This is a genomic window from Streptomyces sp. NPDC090025 (assembly GCF_044748125.1).
GTDB lineage: Bacteria > Actinomycetota > Actinomycetes > Streptomycetales > Streptomycetaceae > Streptomyces.
On sequence record NZ_JBIVFL010000009.1, the window covers coordinates 77,444 to 94,886 of the forward strand.

Annotated in this window: 12 protein-coding genes; 9 read left to right on the forward strand and 3 right to left on the reverse strand. The window is 71.2% G+C overall.

Translation table 11 applies throughout. The features are described from left to right. Nucleotides 1-16: 16 nt before the first annotated feature. From ACIPXM_RS21150 to ACIPXM_RS21175, 6 genes are all read left to right on the forward strand, one after another. Nucleotides 17-2,377: a hypothetical protein gene (locus ACIPXM_RS21150; RefSeq protein WP_401657544.1), complete on the forward strand. Its 2,361-nt coding sequence runs from the start codon at nucleotides 17-19 to the stop codon at nucleotides 2,375-2,377. A gap of 104 nt (nucleotides 2,378-2,481) precedes the next feature. Then, the gene (locus ACIPXM_RS21155; protein WP_401657546.1) at nucleotides 2,482-3,075 is read left to right on the forward strand and encodes a hypothetical protein; all 594 of its coding nucleotides are present in this window, start codon (nucleotides 2,482-2,484) and stop codon (nucleotides 3,073-3,075) included. Nucleotides 3,076-3,213: 138 nt separating this feature from the next. Next, entirely contained in the window at nucleotides 3,214-3,750 is a 537-nt protein-coding gene (locus tag ACIPXM_RS21160) for a hypothetical protein (RefSeq protein ID WP_401657548.1), read from the forward strand. A gap of 86 nt (nucleotides 3,751-3,836) precedes the next feature. Then, nucleotides 3,837-5,411, forward strand: a complete 1,575-nt coding sequence (locus tag ACIPXM_RS21165; RefSeq protein ID WP_401657550.1) for a hypothetical protein — start codon at nucleotides 3,837-3,839, stop codon at nucleotides 5,409-5,411. Nucleotides 5,412-5,469: 58 nt separating this feature from the next. Then, nucleotides 5,470-6,738, forward strand: a complete 1,269-nt coding sequence (gene mycP / locus ACIPXM_RS21170) for a type VII secretion-associated serine protease mycosin (RefSeq protein WP_401657552.1) — start codon at nucleotides 5,470-5,472, stop codon at nucleotides 6,736-6,738. A 17-nt stretch (nucleotides 6,739-6,755) separates the two neighbouring features. After that, a complete protein-coding gene (locus ACIPXM_RS21175) occupies nucleotides 6,756-7,763 on the forward strand; it encodes a S8 family serine peptidase (RefSeq protein ID WP_401657554.1) in 1,008 nt (335 codons plus the stop codon). A 54-nt stretch (nucleotides 7,764-7,817) separates the two neighbouring features. Here the strand turns inward: ACIPXM_RS21175 and ACIPXM_RS21180 are convergent, their stop codons facing one another. From ACIPXM_RS21180 to ACIPXM_RS21190, 3 genes are all read right to left on the reverse strand, one after another. Beyond that, nucleotides 7,818-9,977, reverse strand: coding sequence for a PQQ-binding-like beta-propeller repeat protein (locus tag ACIPXM_RS21180; protein WP_401657934.1), 2,160 nt, complete (start codon nucleotides 9,975-9,977; stop codon nucleotides 7,818-7,820). A 73-nt stretch (nucleotides 9,978-10,050) separates the two neighbouring features. Next, nucleotides 10,051-12,339, reverse strand: a complete 2,289-nt coding sequence (locus tag ACIPXM_RS21185) for a PQQ-binding-like beta-propeller repeat protein (RefSeq protein ID WP_401657556.1) — start codon at nucleotides 12,337-12,339, stop codon at nucleotides 10,051-10,053. 3 nt (nucleotides 12,340-12,342) lie between these two features. Continuing rightward, nucleotides 12,343-13,278 (reverse strand): serine/threonine protein kinase, encoded by a 936-nt coding sequence (locus tag ACIPXM_RS21190; RefSeq protein ID WP_401657558.1) that lies wholly within the window; start codon nucleotides 13,276-13,278, stop codon nucleotides 12,343-12,345. Nucleotides 13,279-13,586: 308 nt separating this feature from the next. Between ACIPXM_RS21190 and ACIPXM_RS21195 the strand changes: the two genes are divergently transcribed. From ACIPXM_RS21195 to ACIPXM_RS21205, 3 genes are all read left to right on the forward strand, one after another. Continuing rightward, nucleotides 13,587-14,276, forward strand: a complete 690-nt coding sequence (locus ACIPXM_RS21195; RefSeq protein WP_401657560.1) for a hypothetical protein — start codon at nucleotides 13,587-13,589, stop codon at nucleotides 14,274-14,276. 220 nt (nucleotides 14,277-14,496) lie between these two features. Beyond that, nucleotides 14,497-14,925, forward strand: a complete 429-nt coding sequence (locus ACIPXM_RS21200) for a hypothetical protein (protein WP_401657562.1) — start codon at nucleotides 14,497-14,499, stop codon at nucleotides 14,923-14,925. A 20-nt stretch (nucleotides 14,926-14,945) separates the two neighbouring features. Continuing rightward, entirely contained in the window at nucleotides 14,946-17,285 is a 2,340-nt protein-coding gene (locus ACIPXM_RS21205) for a hypothetical protein (protein WP_401657564.1), read from the forward strand. The last annotated feature ends 158 nt before the right edge of the window (nucleotides 17,286-17,443 follow it).

The following is a 17,443-nucleotide window of genomic DNA, read 5'->3' on the forward strand; positions in this document are numbered from 1 at the left end:
GGGAGAAGAGCCGACCGTGCTGACGTACGAGAACGTCACCCAGGCATCGCTCGCCAAGCTCAAGACGGCGGTCGACCACTGGGCCGAGATGAAGACCCGCCTCGACCGGCTGGCCGAGGACGCCCGTACGACGATGGCAGCCAAGGCCAAGGACGACGACTGGCGCGGAATGAACGCCGAGGTCACCAAGCCGTTCGTCGACAAGGCCGCCAAGGAGTTCGCGGACGCGGCCAAGGCCGCCGACGGCATCAGCCGGGTCCTCCAGGAGGGCTACGCCGCCTTCCACAAGGCCCAGGGCGACCTGCGGGGGCTGGCCGAGGAGGCTCCGCGGCAGGGCCTGGTGATCCGGTCCGACGGGGTGGTCGAGGCAGCTCACCCGCTCGCCACGACGAGCGACCCCGCCGTCCGCAACGACCCCGACTTCCGGGACCTGATCAACAGACAGAACCAGGCCATCGGTTCGATGCGCAAGCGGATCGACGCCGTCCTGGAGACCTGCGACGACGCCGACGAGGCATGCGCCAACGCGCTCCGCGCGGACGCAGGACCGAGCAGGCACGACTTCAGCGCCCCGAGGTACAACAGCCTCGACGAGGAAGAGGCCGACCGCGCGCTCGCCCTCGCTCGCAAGGGCCGCGATCTGACTCATGCCGAACTCGCCCGTCTCAATGAGTTGTTGGGCGACAACAACGGATCCGCAGTGTTCTCGCGGACGTTCTACGACGGTCTGGGTCCGAAGGGCGCGCTCGAGTTCTTCGGACAGCTGTCGGCCGACACGTACGAGTACGGCAAGCCCGACGAACAACGTCTCACCGATGTGCGGGACCTCCAGAAGAACCTGGGCCTGACCCTGGCGGGTGCCACCCGCTCGGACGACGCGTGGGCGGACCGATGGTCCACCGCGCTGCGAGGACTCGGCGCCGAACGCCTCCCCATGGCGAAGAACGACTACAACCCGCCCTACGGGTACCAGTTGCTCGGCGGGCTGCTCCGGTACGGGGACTACAACCCGAAGTTCCTCGTGCCGATCGCCGAGCACGTGACCCAACTGCACGCCAAAGACCCGCAGATGTTCGCCACGAACAAGGGCTACGGGGGGCCTCGCCAGAACCTCTTCAACCCGTCGGGCACCAACGGCGCCGGGTACGACCCTGTGGTGCCGGTCCTGGAGGCGCTCGGGCACAGCCCGGAGGCGGCAAAGGAGTTCTTCTCCAAGAGGGCGACCTCGTACGAGACGAACGGCACAGTGGGCGGTGACTTCACGCTGGGGACGAACGGCGAGCGTGCGCCCAAGACGTACCTGAGCATCTTCACGGACGAGAAATACGCCCAGTTCCCGGACATCGACCGTCACACGCCCGACGAGGTCACGAAGTCGAAGGACTTCCTGCCGGACGCGCTGGGACACGCGCTGGAGGCGGCGACGCTGGGGCATGCGTGGGACGACCCGGAGCCGAAGCTGCTGCGGGACGCGACGACGTCGCGGATCATGGAGGAGGTCGTTCAGAGATACGGGGATGCGAAGTTCCTGAAGGAACATCATTCCGTCTTGTCGGACAGCCTGGGGACGATGGCCGCGGGGTATATCGACGACCTCAATCGCAGTCTCGCGGACGGGCCGGTCGCCACCAACGCCTTCGCATGGCGTGGAGAAATGGCTGATTCGACCGCCCACGCCACCTTCCGTAATCAGGATGCGACTGCTTTCCTCAGCACCCTCGCACAGCATCCGGACAGTTACGCGACCCTGTCGGTGGCGGAGCCGCTCTACGTCACGAGTGTGATGGAGCGCGAGGTACGGGAACACGACGGTGCCCCACTACCGGTGGCCCGGATCGGTGAGATCGCGAGCACCGGTGCGACGGTGCAGGGTTTGTTGGACCGAGCAAGGGTGGGCCAGATCGAGGCCGAGGCGGTGAAGGTCCAGGAGGACTACGCGAAGGCACAGGAAGCGCGGGGCGCGTGGATCGAGTTCGGCGCCGGGGCCGCCGTGGGTGTCGGAGCGGCCCTGCTCCCCGCAACCGCCGTGGCCGCTGGAGCCGCGGCCATCGTGGTGCCGCTCGCGGTGGACACGGGAAGTTCGGCCCTGGAGACGGTGGCGGGCCAGCTGGTCGGTGACTGGTCGGACAAGTCGGTCGATGACCACAAGGGAGACCTGGAACAGCAGACCAAGGAAGCGACGACAAGCGTATACGGCCAAGGTAGAAGAAGAGCCTTTCTCCCCCTGGACCAATTCATCATGGAGCACCAAAGTCAGCTGAATGATGATCAGTTGAGCGATCTGAATCAAATCCGAAAGAACTCCTACGATTCCGGAGGGCAGGACCAGGTGCGCAGGGGCACGCTTCCTCAGGCGGGGGACGGGGGGCCGGAGTGATACGTGGTTCCGGCCTTACCAGAGGTGCGAGTGTGCTGGTGGCGTGTGGGGTGGCAGTTGGGGCTCTGGTGTCCTGTGGGCGGGAGGAGCCCCCGAAGCCGAAGGTGGCCGCGCGGGAGCAGTGTGACGGCGCGATCTCGGAGGCTGCGGTGCCGGCGTTGAAGCGGGCGCTCGACAGTGAGACGTTCATGGGTTCGCGTGCGGGTTGGCTCGATCGTGTGGCGGCGGAACGGAAGTCCGACTACGACAAGAATCTCCTCTACAGCCCCGAGAACAGCAGATGCGCGATCGCGGCCCGAGATACCGAAAACTCCCTCGACATCGTTTTCGAGCCGTTTAGCGAGAAGGGTCTTCGTACTCATGCCGAGGATCCTTTTGTCTATCCGTATGAGATGGGTGTGGAGGCTGAGATCGGGTATCGGTGGTCCTATCTGTATGTCGACTGTGTCAGCCCTCAGTTGAAGGGGTCCGAGACGCGGCCGGCGCGGATCATGGGGAGCCTGAAGGTGTGGAGGTCGACGACTTCGGACACCGCGGCGACTCGCGAGGACAACCTCGTGGTGCTGCATTCGGTGACGCTGGCGTTGGTGCGCAAGCTGGGTTGTGTGGATGACGCGGGTCTGCCGGCGACTCCGGTGATCAAGCCGTTGAAGCCGACGAAGACCTGGCCGCCGGGCCCCATCGACAGGAGTGGGTGAATCGATGTTCGTCAAGTCGGTGCGGCAACAAGCGTGTTGTGGCTGCAACTGGTGACTGTGTTCTGTCCGTCGTCCTGCCTACAGTGAAGAGTCGACGTGACATGACGCGACGTGTCGGGCGGGTACGGGGGAGGAATCATGGCGGCGGCGGTGGTGGACGACAGCGGAGCCTTCAAGGGAGCGCTCTCGATGGTGCCGTTACTGGGCGGGCCCGCGGTGGTCGCGGCGGCAGCCGCGGCCATGGCGTACGAGGTCGTCGAGCTGTCCAAGCTCAGGAACGACGTCAAGGCGCTCCTCGACGACTTCAAGGAGTCGGACGCCGGGCCGGGCAAGGTCGGCGCGGAGTGGCTTGAGCAGGGGGCGCTCGCGGGACCCGGGTTCCACGAGGCGGACTTCCTGTTCTCCACGTACGACGTCGTGCGCCGCGAACTGGTCATGTTCTCCAAGGTCCTGGGCCTGCAGATGGAGAGCATGCAGATCGCGATCGACCTGGCGAAGACCGGGTACGAGAACATCGACGACGACCTCAAGGCCCGGATGAGCACGCTCAACACGCAGATCACCGATCTGCAACTGGAGACGCGCCCCGAGAACCCGCTGCCGGACAAGTCCGGGGGCACGCCGCAGAACCACCCGCCGGTCGCCGACGGCGACGACTCCACGCAAGGGTTCTGAGCGCTCGATGGGCATCACCAGCGAGGGCCTGAGCGCGACGGCGAGCGCAGAGACGAGTACGAGTTCGGGGACGGGGGAGAGGACTCATGGGTAGCAACGACACACCGGGCGGTGGGAAGCCGAACGGGGGCAAGCCCGGCGGCGGCAAGGCGCCGGAGGCGAAGACCACGCCGCTCGACGGATTGTCGAACGAGCAACTGGTCGCCATGCTCACGCCCATCCAGCACGAGCGGGCGACGTCCCTGTCGCTGAAGCTGAAGACCGTGGCCGACAAGATCACGGCCATCGCCGAGCACCTGGAACAGCGCGGTGTCCGCAAACTCGACTGGAGCGGCGCGGGAGCCGAGTCCTTCCTCGAGTGGACGTCCGAGACCGCCAAGGCCACCCACCACCTTGGTTCCTACGCGCAGTTGGCGAGCGAGTGCCTGGCGCGCTCGGCCGAGGCCATGGCCGTGGCGCGCGGCGGTGTCGACGAGATCGCCAAGACCAGCACGTCGTCGAAGGCGGACTATGAGACCGCCAAGAAGGTCCTGAACGCGGCACGCCACGATCCCGGCGCGGGCAAGACCGACGTCAAGGACGCCACCACCGAGATGAACGCGGCGGCGGGCGCCCGGGAGAAGGCGCGCATCGAGGCCCTGATGAAGCTGCGTTCGCTCGCCCAGACGTACACGTTCGAGGGCTCGCGCGTGAACGACGCGCAGCGACCGGTGTTCCCGCCGCCGGCGGGGTACCTGGGCGAGGATTGGGTCCGCCCGGAACGGGAGTACATCGAGGTGCCGGGAAACTCGGAGGGCCGGCCTCGCAGGTACACCACGAAGACTGTCACCTCCCGGGACACCGGCGGTGTCCGCCCGGACACCACCACCGACCACCGTCTGGTCCCCGGCTCGGACGGCGATCCGCGCCGTCCCGGCGTGGACCCCACCCGGCCCGGCTCCGTCCGCCCCGAGGTCCCGGTCGATCTCGGCATCGACTCGGTGATCACCCGCCCGGACACTCCGACCGTTCCGCCCACCACGCCGACCGGCCCCGGCCCCGGTCCGGGCACCATGAAGCCGGAGCAGCCTTCCTACCCGGGCGGTGTCGGCGCCATACCGCCCACGTTCACCAAGGGCCCCTCCACCGTCCCGCCGCCCCTGCCCATCACCGGCGGCACCGCCAAGGGCATTCCGCCGCTGCGTCCGGGGCCGATCGGGCCCGTCGGTCCCGGTGGGTCCGTCGGCGCGCTGCCGCCCCGAGCACCCCAGCAGCCCGGCATCGTCGGCGGCCGTCCGGTGCCCCCCACGGCTGCCGGACGTGGCACTGCCATCCCGCGCGGGACCGTCATCGGCCAGGAGCCGACGACCGGCAGGCCCGGCATGGGCGGGGCAGGCGCCATGGGCCCGCACGCGGGGAGCACTCCCGGTGCGGGCACCGGCAACGGCCGTGCGTCCGGCCGCCGCCTGGCCACCGAGCAGGGCGGCGTCGTCGGCGGCAGGCCGCAGCGGAACGGCACGGGCACCGGACGGCCTTTCACCCCCGGCGGTACCGGACTCGTCCGCCCCGGCGACGACGAGGAGCGCGAGGAGCGCGGCAGGCGTCCCGAGTACCTTGTCGAGGACGAGGAGACCTGGCAGCAGCGGGGCAGGCGCCCCACTGTTCCCCCGGTCGTCGACTGACCTCGCCGATCTGGCACGCCCCCGCCACGACCGACTGACTGAAGACACGGAGACATAGATGCGCACCAGCGGTGGACGGGCCATACGCCGCGGTTCCCTCGGCGCCGCCCTGCTCGCCCTGACACTGCTGGGCATCGCCGCCGACCCGGCCCACGCCGAGTCCGTACGGGACATGCAGTGGCATCTCGACGCGATGAAGGCGGACGAGATGTGGAAGATCAGCAAGGGGGAGGGGGTCACCGTCGCGGTGATCGACTCCGGCGTCGACGACACGATTCCCGATCTGCGCGGCCAGGTCCTGCCCGGCAAGGACTACTCCCACATGTCGGGTGACGAGAACAACGACGTCGACGACCATGGCACGTCGATGGCGACCCTGATCGCCGGGACGGGTGCACGTGGGCCGCAGCAGGGCTCATACGGGCTGGCGCCGAAGGCGAAGATCCTGCCGATCCGGATCGCGTACAACCAGGAACGCTGGCAGCAGAAGAACGGTGTGAACTACTCGTTCTCGGAGGGCATGGCCATGGCCATCCGCTACGCCGCCGACTCCCAGGCGAAGATCATCAGCATTTCGGTGGCGAACGACCACGAGCCGGGTCCTGAACTCGCCAATGCCGTTCGGTACGCGCTCTCCAAGAACAAGCTCGTTTTCGCGGGTGTCGGCAACACCGGAGACCGACTGAACGAGGTCAACTATCCCGCCGCGACTCCTGGCGTCGTGGGCGTGGGAGGACTTGACCGCAAGGCCGCCCGGTGGCCGAAGTCCCAGTCCGGTCCGCAGGTCGACCTCGCGGCTCCGGCAGAAGACATGGTCTCGGGCTGTTCCCAGGGAACCAAGGTCTGCGGCGGCAGCGGGACCAGTGCGTCCACCGCCATCGCCTCCGCCTCCGCCGCCCTCATCTGGGCCAAGCACCCGACCTGGACCAACAACCAGGTCCTCCGCGTCATGCTCAACACCGCGGGCAAGCCGGAGAACGGCAAGGACCGGACCGACCTCATCGGCTACGGCTCCCTCCGCCCCCGCGTCGCCCTGACCACCCCGGGCGACCCCGGCCCCGCCGACGTCTACCCGCTTCCGGATCTCGCCGCCGCAGCGGCGTCCCCGACCCCGCCGGCGGCGTCCAACCCGCCCGGCTCGGCCACGCCTTCGCCCGAGACGTCGGCGCCGTCGGTCCCGGCCGAGTCCGCTGCCGTGGATCCCGCCGCCTCCAGCGGTGGTGGGAGTGGCAGCACGCTGTGGATCGTCCTCGGGGTCGCGGCGGCGGTGATCGTCGGGGGAGCGGTCGCGTTCGGTGTCGTACGGGCAAGGGCCCCCCGTTCCTGATCAGCGCGAGGGAGCAGATGCGTACCAGCACCGGCACCGGCACCAGTGCCAGCGAGATGCGACGGAACGGCGGGCGTCGGAGTCGGGGCCGGGGCCGGGTGTTGGCCTCGGTCGGGCTGGGGGCCCTGCTGGTGGGTGTCGCTCCCGGCGCCGCGTACGCCGACAGCATCCGGGCGCAGCAGTGGCACCTGGACACCTTCCGCGCGGACGAGATCTGGCGGATCAGCAAGGGCGAGGGCGTCACGGTCGCCGTGATCGACAGCGGTGTGGACAAGAACAACCCCGATCTGGTCGGCCGGGTTCTCGACGGCAAGGATCTGGCCCCCGCTGCCTCCGGCGACGAGCACACCGACCTCGACGGGCACGGGACCGGGATGGCCGGGCTCATCGCCGGGACGGGCCGGGCGCGCGGCGGCGACGGTGCCTTCGGTCTGGCCCCCGAGGCGAAGATCCTGCCGATCCGGCTGCCCGAGCCGGACCCGGGCCGGAGCCAGAAGGCGGGCGACGAGGAGTTCAACAGGCTGACGTCCGAGGGCATTCGGTACGCGGCCGACGCCGGAGCCAAGGTCATCAACATCTCGCAGGGCGTCCAGACCGGCTCCGACCATCTCACCGACGCCGTCCGCTACGCCCTCGACAAGGGCTCCCTCGTCTTCGCCTCCGTCGGCAACTCCGGCGACCGGGCCAACCTGCCCGAGTACCCCGGCGCCACCCCCGGTGTCGTCGGCGTCGGGGCCATCGACCAGAAGCTGACCCGGGTCGCCAACTCGCAGCACGGCCCCCAGGTCGACGTCGTCGCCCCCGTCGCCTCTTCCGGCAAGAGCGGTGGGAGCGGCACCACGCTGTGGATCGCGCTCGGGGCCGTGGCGGTGGTGCTCGTCGGAGGAGCGGTCGGGTTCGGTGTCGTACGGGCGAGGCAGCGGCGTGCCGCCGACGAGCAGCTGCGCGGCTATCCCGCGGACCCGCCGTACGGGCAGGACCCCTACCGTTCCGGACCGCCCGTACCGCCCGGGCCGCGCGGCTGAGTCCGGACAGGGGGGTGCGGCTGAGTCCGGATAGGGGGGCGCGGCCCGTGGGCGTCAGGTGCCGAAGACCGGCATCGCCATGACCCGGCCGCCGCGGACCGCGAAGACCCGGTTGCCGTCGCTCGTGAGCCGGTAGGGGCCGGTGCGCTGCATCGTGACGTCGAAGAGCAGGCGGTGGGTCCGCTTGTCGAGGACGCGCAGGTGGGTGTCGTCGGGGGCCGCGAACCAGACCGTCGTGCCTTCGACGGCGGGCGCCGTGATGTTGCCGCCGAGACCCTCCAGGATCTCGTACCAGTCGGACACCGCGAAGCGGACATCGGTCATGGTCCGGTAGCGGCGGGCGTTGTAGCCGTCGGCGACGTAGATGACGCCCTCGTCGGGGGTGGGGCTGGTCCAGCCGGGGCCGCCGAGGCCGGGGCTGCGCGCCTGCTCGGTCCAGCGGACGGTGCCGTCGGCGAGTTCGCAGGCGGTCAGCTTGCCGCCCGCGAGATAGACGAGGGTGCCGCCGATGGCGGGGCCCGCGCCGGTGGTGCCCAGGTCGCGCTTCTCCCACACGGTCTTGCCGGTGGCCGGGTCCACGGCGACGACGTGGCCGTCGCGGCCGTTCACCACGAGGCGGTCGCGGCCGACGGCGGCCGTCGCCGGGAGCGAGCGGATGCTCGGTGAGGCCAGCGGCCGGGTCCAGACGGTGGCCAGCGTCCAGGCGTCCACGGCGCGGAGTTCGTTCTTCTCGGTGACCAGATACACGCGCCGGGCGTCCGCCGCCAGCAGATGCTCGACCGACGCGTCCGTCTGCCAGACCGGCTTCCCGGTGGCGGCCACATAGGCGTGCAGCCGCCCGTCCTCGGCGGCGCCGACGACGAGCCGGTCGCCGACCGAGACGAAACCGGCGCGCGCGACGACGTCCTCCGCCTGCCAGCGCTGCCGCCCGTCCGCGACCCCGAGCGCGAGCAGGCCGCCCGCCTTCGCCTGGACGACCAGGACGTCCCGTACCGGCAGCGGGGTGAGCCCGTCCATCGCCGCCACGTCGTGCGGACCCCACAACGGCTTCGGCGCCTCGCCCGCCTTGGCGTCGATGAGCGACACGAACGCCGCCGCCGGAGTCGCGACCGCCGCCGGCACCTCGGCGTCGAAGTCCGTGTCCCCGGCCGCGTTCCGGTCGAACACCAGCCACTTGGCGCCCCAGCCCGCCCCGGCCGCCGCCAGCACGCCCCCGCCCCCGAGGGCCAGGAACCGCCGCCGGGACGACGATGCGGAGCCGGTCGGCGGGACGGCGGTCACGCCCTCCCCGGGAACCGGACCTGTGGGCGAGCCCGGTGCCATGGGCGCGGCGACGACCAGTCGCTTCACCGTCGCCTCGCGCTCGGCGATCGCCGTCGCCAACGGGCCCTTGCGCCAGGCGCGTTCGGCGCCCTTCGGGGCCGGGACGGCGGTGACGATCTGCTCCGGGGTCGGCCGGTGCGCCGGGTCCTTCGCGAGACACGGCTCTATCAACTGGCTTAGCGCGGGCGGCAGTCCGGCCAGATCCGGGTGCCCGTGCACCACCTCGTACTGCACGGCCGCAACATGCGCGCCCTCGAACGTCCGCCGCCCGCTCGCCGCGTACCCGAGCACCGCCCCCAGCGAGAAGACGTCACAGGCCGGGCCGACGCGATGTCCGAGGACCTGCTCGGGGGCACCGTACCCCGGCGTCACCGGGATCTGGCCGGTCGTGGTCAGCGTGAGGCCGTGCTCGGGGCGCGCGATGCCGAAGTCGATGACCCGGGGGCCCGACGAGGTCAGGACGATGTTGGCGGGCTTCAGGTCGCGGTGGACCAGGCCCGCCGCGTGGATGTCGCGCAGCGTCCTGGCGAGGAAGTGGACCAGGGCGCGGACGGTCGGCTCGTCCATCGGTCCATGGGTACGGATCGCCTCGTCCAGTGTCGGCCCGGCCAGGAACTCCGCCGCCAGCCACGGCCGCCCGCCCTCCGTCCGCGCGTCCAGGACCCGGGCCACGCCCTTGCTGGTCACGGCCCTGGCCATCTCCGCCTCACGCACGAAACGCTGCGCGAGGTGCTGGTCGTGGGCGAGTTCGGGCCGGAGCACCTTCACGGCGGCGGGGCGGCCCGCGCCGTCCTGCGCGAGATAGACCTTGCCCATGCCGCCCTCGCCGAGGACGGCGAGGAGCCGGTACGGGCCGAGCCGGAGCGGATCGCCGGTGGCGAGGGGCTGCATGGTCACGCTGCTGCCTTCTGGGGAGGGGGAGGGGAGTGCGGGGAATAGGGGGTTGGGGGGCGGGGGGTGGGGGTTACGCGAGCGGGTACGCCACCACCGCGGTCGCGCCCGCCCCGATCAGCCGCTTGCCGGGCCGGTCCGCCGTCCAGCGGGTGGCGTCCGTCGCGAACACCCACGCCGAGCGGCGGGTCGACCGGTCCACCGCGCTCAACCCGCCCTGCACCGGCGCGTACACATACTTCTCGCCCACCACGGGTACGACGTCGAGCCGCGGTGTCAGATCACGGGCGGGCGCGGCCTCCTCCCAACTCCGCTTGCCGGTCGCGGTGTTCAGAGCCACCAGACCCCGGTCGCCCTCGGTGGCGAACACCAGGCCGCCCGCCACGGCCGGCGGTCCGTAGAAGTAGCGGTCCTTGCGGTGCTCCCAGGCGACGGCGCCGTCCGTCAGGCGCAGTGCGCGCAACCGGGCGCCGCCGAGGTAGAGATGAGTGGCGTCAGCGGCCAACTGGCCGTGAACCGGGGGTCGTTCACCGCTTTCGGTCGGAGCGGGGATGGTCCGCTGCCACAGCCGGGCCCCCGTGCGCGGCGCCTGCGCCTCGACGACGTACACGTCCGGGGAGACCTTCGGGGTGATCGTGATCAGACGGCCGCCCACCACCATCGCCACCTTGATCCGCTCGGCGTCCGACGCCGGGACCCGCCACGCCTCCTTGCCGGAGCGGAGGTCGACGGCGAGCAGGTGCCAGCCCTTGTCCCGCTGCCACGCCGAATCGTTCCGCCCGCCCCGCCGGGAAGCCGCGTACAGCAGGCCGCCCGAGGCGGTCAGCAGGTGTGTGGACAGCGGCCCGCCGTCGAAACCGGCGACCCGGACCGGGCGCGCGGCCTCCTTGTCCGACCGGGCCCCGTACGTCTCGATCTCCAGGAAACTGGGCCCCTCCACGCCGCCGTCGGCGTTGTAGAAGCGCGCGCCGTCCGAGGTCACCTGCTGGGGCTTCAGGAGCTGGATCGTCCTCCAGAGCTCGCGGCCGGTACGGGCGTCCCGCACGCGGAAGGCACCGGTCTCCACGCAGCCCACCACCGCGCCGCCGGCACCCGGGACGAGGAACGGGGTGATCGTCTCCTCGCGGTCCAGGACCCCCTCCCGCCACAGCGGCGCCGGAGCGCCGTCCGACGCTGTGGCGCCCGGCCCGGCGGACGACGGAGCCCCCGACGGGCCGCCCGCCGCGCCGCCGCCCTTGCCGTCGGTGCCGTTGGCCCGGTTGGCGCGGTTGGTGCTGTCGTCGCCGGAGTTGAGCCAGAAGCCCACCCCGGTGGCGACCGCGACCGCGCCCAGGGCCGCGCCGCCCACCAGGGGGAGCATCCGGCGCCGGGGCACACTCGGTGTGGTTGTCGACGGCAGGGCGGACGGCGTCGTAGGCGCGACCGTCGCAGCCTCGTACGGGTCGACGGCGGGCGCCGGGAGGCGCGGCGGCAGCGGGTGCCAGACGTCCGTCGCGCGGCGGGCGACCGCCGCGAGCAGTGCGGGCGGCAGATGGTCGGCGAACTCGCCGTGACCGTCGTGGAGTTCGGCGATCAGCTGATCGGTGGTCGGCCGGGCCACCGGGTCCTTCGCGAGACACGCCTCGACCGTCCGCCGCAGCGCGGGCGGTACGGCGGCCAGCGCCTCCGGATCGGGCTCGGCGTACCGGACGCGGTAGAGGAGGTCGGCGGGCGCGCCGGTGCCGAACGGCGGGCGGCCGGTGGCGGCGAAGACGAGCACGCCCGCGAGCGCGAACACATCACCGGCGGGCGGGTGTTCCTGGCCCGCGGCCTGCTCGGGGGACATGTAGGCGGGGGTGCCCGCCGCCGCGCCCGTGGTGGTGAGGTGGTCGTCGCCCGCCGCGCGCGCGATGCCGAAGTCGATCAGCTTCGGGCCGTGCGCGGTGACGAGGATGTTGGACGGCTTCAGGTCGCGGTGCACCACGTCCGACGAGTGCAGCTGCCGCAGCCCTCCGGCGAGCGCCGCGCCCAGCGCCCGTACGGTCGTCTCGGGCAGCGGACCGGCGAGGGCGACGGCGTCGTCGAGCGGCGGGCCGAGCACGTACTCGGTGGCCAGCCACGGGGTCTCGGCCAGCGGGTCCGCGTCGAACACCGCCGCGCCGTGCCGGGAGCCGATGACCCGGGCCGCGTCCGTCTCCAGCCGGAACCGGGCGCGGAACGCCGGATCGGCGGCCAGTCGGCTGTGCAGCGTCTTCAGGGCGACCGTGCGTCCGCCCGGCGAGCGCGCCAGATAGACGGTGCCCATGCCGCCGGAACCGAGCCGGGCGAGCAGCCGGTAGGTGGCGATGGTGGCCGGGTCGTCGTGGGTGAGGGCGGTGAGCATCGGTCAGTTTCCGGTGAGAGTGGGCGAGTTGGCGTGGCTGGGACTGTCGGTCCGGCTGGTGGGCCGCTGTTCGACGGCGAGCAGGGACGCCGACTGGTGGGCGAGGGCCGCCACCACCCGGGCCGGCAGCCAGCCGGGCCGCAGCAGGGTCGCCGCCGAACCGAGCACCGTCTCGTGCGGGGTGGGCGGGGCCACCGCCTGGAGCAGCGCGGCGGCGGTCGGCCGGTCGGCCGGATCGCGGGTGAGGCAGGCGGTGACCGCGGCGCGCAGGCTCTCGGGGAGCTCGGAGCGTTCCGGGACGGTGTGCCCGGTCGCCGCGTACGCGAGCACCGCCCCGAACCCGTACACGTCCCCCGCCGGCCGAGGAGGCTCACCCGCCGCCCGCTCGGCCGCCCGTTCCGGTGCCTGCGCCTCGTGGTCGACCTCGGCCGTGGCGCGGGCCGCGCCGAAGCAGGTGAGCAGCGGCCCGTCGGCGGACAGCAGCACGGCGGCCGGTGACACCCCCGCGTGGGTGACGCCCTGCGCGTGCAGCGCGGCGAGCGTCTCGGCGAGGGCCGCCCCGATGACCCGTACGGTCGCCTCCGGCAGCGGCCCGCCGTGCACGGCGAGCGCGACGGGGAGGGGCAGGACGGGGACGTACGGGGTGACGAACCAGGTGTCGTCGGGGGTGAGGGGGCTGGGCGCCTCGGCCGGGTTCGGGCCCTGACTCGGGCTGAGGTCGGTGACCGGGAGCAGCCAGGGGGCGGTGAGCCGCTGCGCCGCCTCCGCCTCGGCGCGGAACCCGACGAGGTCGGCGCCCGGGCGCGGGGCGGTGAGGAGCACCGTACGGCTGCCGTCGTGCGACCTGGCGACGAACCGGCGGTACGGGGAGCGCGGCCCGACCGGGTGGTGCGCGTCCGGGGCGTCGATGCGCGTGATGAGTCGGTACGGCCGTGCCATGTGTGCGTTCCCCCTGAGATCCCCTGAGCGCCCCGAGCCTACTCAAGCCGCCGGACGGTGCCGTACGCGTCCTCGCGGCGACATGTGACGAGTTGGCCGCTTTGCGAGCGGGAAGTGTCTGTGTGTGTCTGTGTGTTCCCTGTGCAGGGTACGTGGGGCGGAAGTTGAGTGGGTGAGGCCGGTTGTTGAAGGGGGTTGCCGTACTAGGATCGGCCCGTCGTGCGGCTCGGGTGGACCTGGGTGCCTTGCGGGAGTGAATGGCGTCGGGGCGGGCCGGTGGGGGAGAGTGCTGTCGGGGGAGTGCGGGTGTGGGTGACTTGAAGTCGCGGGTGCGGAGGGGTGTGTTGTCTGCCGCCCTGGTCCTCGTTCTGCTGCCGGTGGCGGCGTGCTCCGGAGCCGGGTCGGATGACGCGGCCGAGGCGCGGGCGGTCGCGGAGGTCTGTGGCGGCTTCGCCGAGGAGGGGCCCGCGCGGGAGGCGCTGACCGCGCTCGTGGGCGATGCGGGTGACGTGGGTGACCTGGGTGACGTGGGCCTCGTGGACGACCGCTCGCGGCCGGACGACACGTTGAGGGCGTTGAAGGAGGCCGACGGCACGCTGTCGCCTTCGGAGTTGGCGAACGGCAGCCCGTTCTGCCGCCTGCGCCGGGCCGGGGAGGCCGAGTCGCTGCTCGACATCACCTTCCGGGAGGCCTTGACCGTTCCCCGGGCGGGCGATGAACAGACCTTCCGCCGCTTCCGAACGGGCGCCTCGGCCGAGTCCTCCAGCCGCTACGCCAAGCTCTTCTTCCCGTGCCGTCGCCCGTCGGAGGCGAGGGAACTCATCGTGGCGGCCGAACTGGAGCGGTCGGGGGAGTCCGTGGTGAAGGGCGACCAGGACCCGGCCGCGTTGCAGATCACGGTGCTGAACGCGGCGGCTCGGGTCGTCGCGGCGAGGTTGGGCTGCGGGGCGACCGGACTGGTCGACGGCCGGCCGGTGCCGGTGCCGGTAGCTGGCTGAGGGGGCGAGGGGTGTGTGCGGGCTGGTGGGGCGGGCCGGACGCCGGCGTCGGCGCGGTGACGCCGAGGCTGGGTCGCGGCCGGTGCCGAACCCGGCCCGCCCGAGCCCCGTACGCGAGGTTGACCCGTGGGGTTGACGCGGCGGGTTGACGTGGGCGCTTCGGCGGACCGGGACGTGAGTAGGCTCCGGCTCTCCGTCCGCAGAGGCGCCTGGGGGATTCGTGTCGTTCGAGGAAGAGTGGGCCGCTGAGCGCACGGCCGCCGCGCACCGCGCCAGCACCCGGCTGAACCAGCTTCCCGGCGCGCCCGGCCCCTCCGCCGGTGGCGGCGCCGATCTCCAGGTCCGCCAGAACCACCTCGGCGCGATCGGCCACGCCGCGCACCAGCTCCACGGCCGCCTGCTCAAGGACGGCAACCATGCCCGTACGGACACCACCGAAGCCGCCGGGGGTCTGACGCGGACGGGATTCCGTACGGGTTCGGCGATGGCGACCGTCCAGGAGACCTGGGCCGCTCAGCTCGGCACGCTGCTCGACGCCTGCGCGCACATCTCCAACCACCTCGACTTCAGCGCCGCCGCGCACGCCAAGGACGACGAGGAGATCAGAGCGTCCTTCGCCGTCTCCAAGATCAGCGAGTACTTCAAGTAGGGGGAGGAGGAAAGCGGATCATGTTGACTTTCGACAACGTCTACCACGCGCCTCTCGACAAGCTGAAGGCCGCCGCGGACCGCTGGTCCGAGATGAAGGGCAAGCTGGACGCGCTGGCCGACGACGCGCGCAGGACGATGGCCGCGAAGGCGAGGACGGACGACTGGCGGGGCATGAACGCCGAGGTCACCAAGCCGTTCGTGGCCAAGACGGCGAAGGAGTTCGACGACGCGGCGAAGGCCGCCGACGGCATCCACAAGGTCCTCGCCGACGGTCACCGCGTGTTCCGGAAGGCCAAGGCCGACCTGACCACGATCGTCGAGGTCGACGCCCCGCGCCAGGGGCTGGCGGTGAAGAGCAACGGTGTGGTCGAGGCCGCGTTCTCGCTGGCCCGGGAGACCTTGACGGACTACGACACGGATCGGGCCGAGGCCCTGCGCAAGCAGCGCGTCGACATCGACGCCCTGCAACGCCGCCTGAACGCCGTCCTCGAGACCTGCGACGAGGCCGACGAGTCCTGCGCGAACGCCCTGCGAGCGAACATCACCGGGGACCGGCACCAGTTCAGCGCGGCGAGGTACGGGAGCCTGGACGCGGAGGAGGGGCAGCGGGCCGCTGCCCTGGCGAGGAAGGGGCGGGAGCTTTCCCACGAGGAGTTGGCGTGGCTGAACGGCATGCTCGGGGAGAACAAGGGGTCGAGGGAGTTCTCGCGGGCGTTCTACGACGGGCTGGGGGCGAAGGGGGCGCTGGAGTTCTTCGGGCAGCTCTCCACGGACACGTATGCCTTTCCCGAGGTCGACGAGCAGCGCCTGAAGGACGTGCAGTCCCTGCAGCGGAATCTTGGCTTCAACCTGGCGACGGCGACGCAGGGCGGTGACGCGTGGACCGAACGCTGGTCCACGGAGATGCGGAGGCTCGGGACGGAGCGCATTCCGCTGGTCAAGTACGACAGCAACCCGGCGTTCGGTTACCAGCTGCTGGGCGGGCTGCTCAGGTACGGCGATTACGACCGTAAATTCCTCGTCCCGATCGCGGAGCACGTCACGCAGCTGCACGCGAAGGATCCGCACCTGTTCGCGGAGGGGCGGGGTGTGGCGGGCGGGTGGCTGCCGAACCAGTACAACCCGTCGGGGGTGAACGGGTGCGGGTTCGACCCGATGATTCCGGTGCTGGAGGCGTTGGGGCACAGCCCGGAGGCGGCGAAGGAGTTCTTCTCGGCGAGGCCGACGGAGTATGCGCGGGACGGGAGCGTGGTGGTCGGTGGGACAGCGGCGCTCGGCGCGGGTGCCGATGGCCGGGCGATCGAGGGCTACCTCGATTTCTTCGCCAACGAGAAGTACGAATTCTTCGCGGACGTGTACGAAGGGGATGACGCCGCTGTGAAGAAGGCGGCGGACTTCATGCCGGACGCCTTGGGGCATGCGCTGGAGTCGGCGACGCTCGGGCACGCGTGGGACGATGCACGGCCGCAGTTGCACCGGGACGAGACCACGGCTCGGATCATGAGCGACGTGGTCGCGACGTACGGGGGTGATGCCGAGCTGGTGAAGAAGTTCCAGTCGGCTCTCTCGGACAGTCTAGGAAACATGGGTGCCGGTTATGTCGATGATCTCAACTGGGCGCTGACCAATAATGATCCGGACTCCGCCTATGCACCGAAGGGAAGTTCCAAGGCCCACCCCCAGTTCGGCCAGTTGGCGGCGACCGACTTCCTGACGCTTCTGGGGCAGCACCCGGATTCCTACGCGACGCTGTCCACGGCGGAACGCTTGTACACCACGAGTGTCTTGGAGGCGCAGGTCGATTCCGCGGGACGGATCGACGCAGCTCAGGCGCGGGAGGCGGCGTATGTGGGTGCCACTTTCGCGGGGCAGCTCGATGAGGCCCGCGCGCGACAAGTGGAGGCGGAGGGTATGAAACTCCACGAGGACTACGAGAAGGCGCAGGAGAAGAAAGCAGCCTGGGTCGAGTTCGGGACCGGAGCCGCCATCGCCACCGGCGTCGCCTTGCTGCCGGCCACCGCTGCCGCGGCGGGTGCCGCCGCGATCGTCGTGCCACTCGCGGTGGACACGGGGTCGGGAGCCCTGGAAGCACTGGCAGGCCAGGTGATCGGGGACCGGACGGACAAGTCCGTCGACGACCATAAGGAGTCGACCGAGGAGACGATCCACGAGGATCAGAGAGCGATCTACCTCGCTGGGCGAGAGGGAGCGAACGCGCCCGTGCAGTATTTCCTCCAGCAGCACCGCTCACGAATCAGCGGCGATCTCAAGCAAGACCTCCGCCTGGCGGTCACCGTCGGCTATCACGAGGGGAACTTCTATGCCGGGCAGATCGGCAATGCCCCCGAGACGGTGTGAGTGAGCGTTGGCCACGCCGAAGCTGCCTTCGCGGGAAAAGAGCGGTCCGCTGGCCCTCGCTGTGGCCGTGTGTCTCCTCGGAGGAGCGTGTGGCGGTGAGGAGAAGCCGGAATCGCCGCGTGTCACGGCTGCACAGCAGTGTGATGGCACGCTCACTC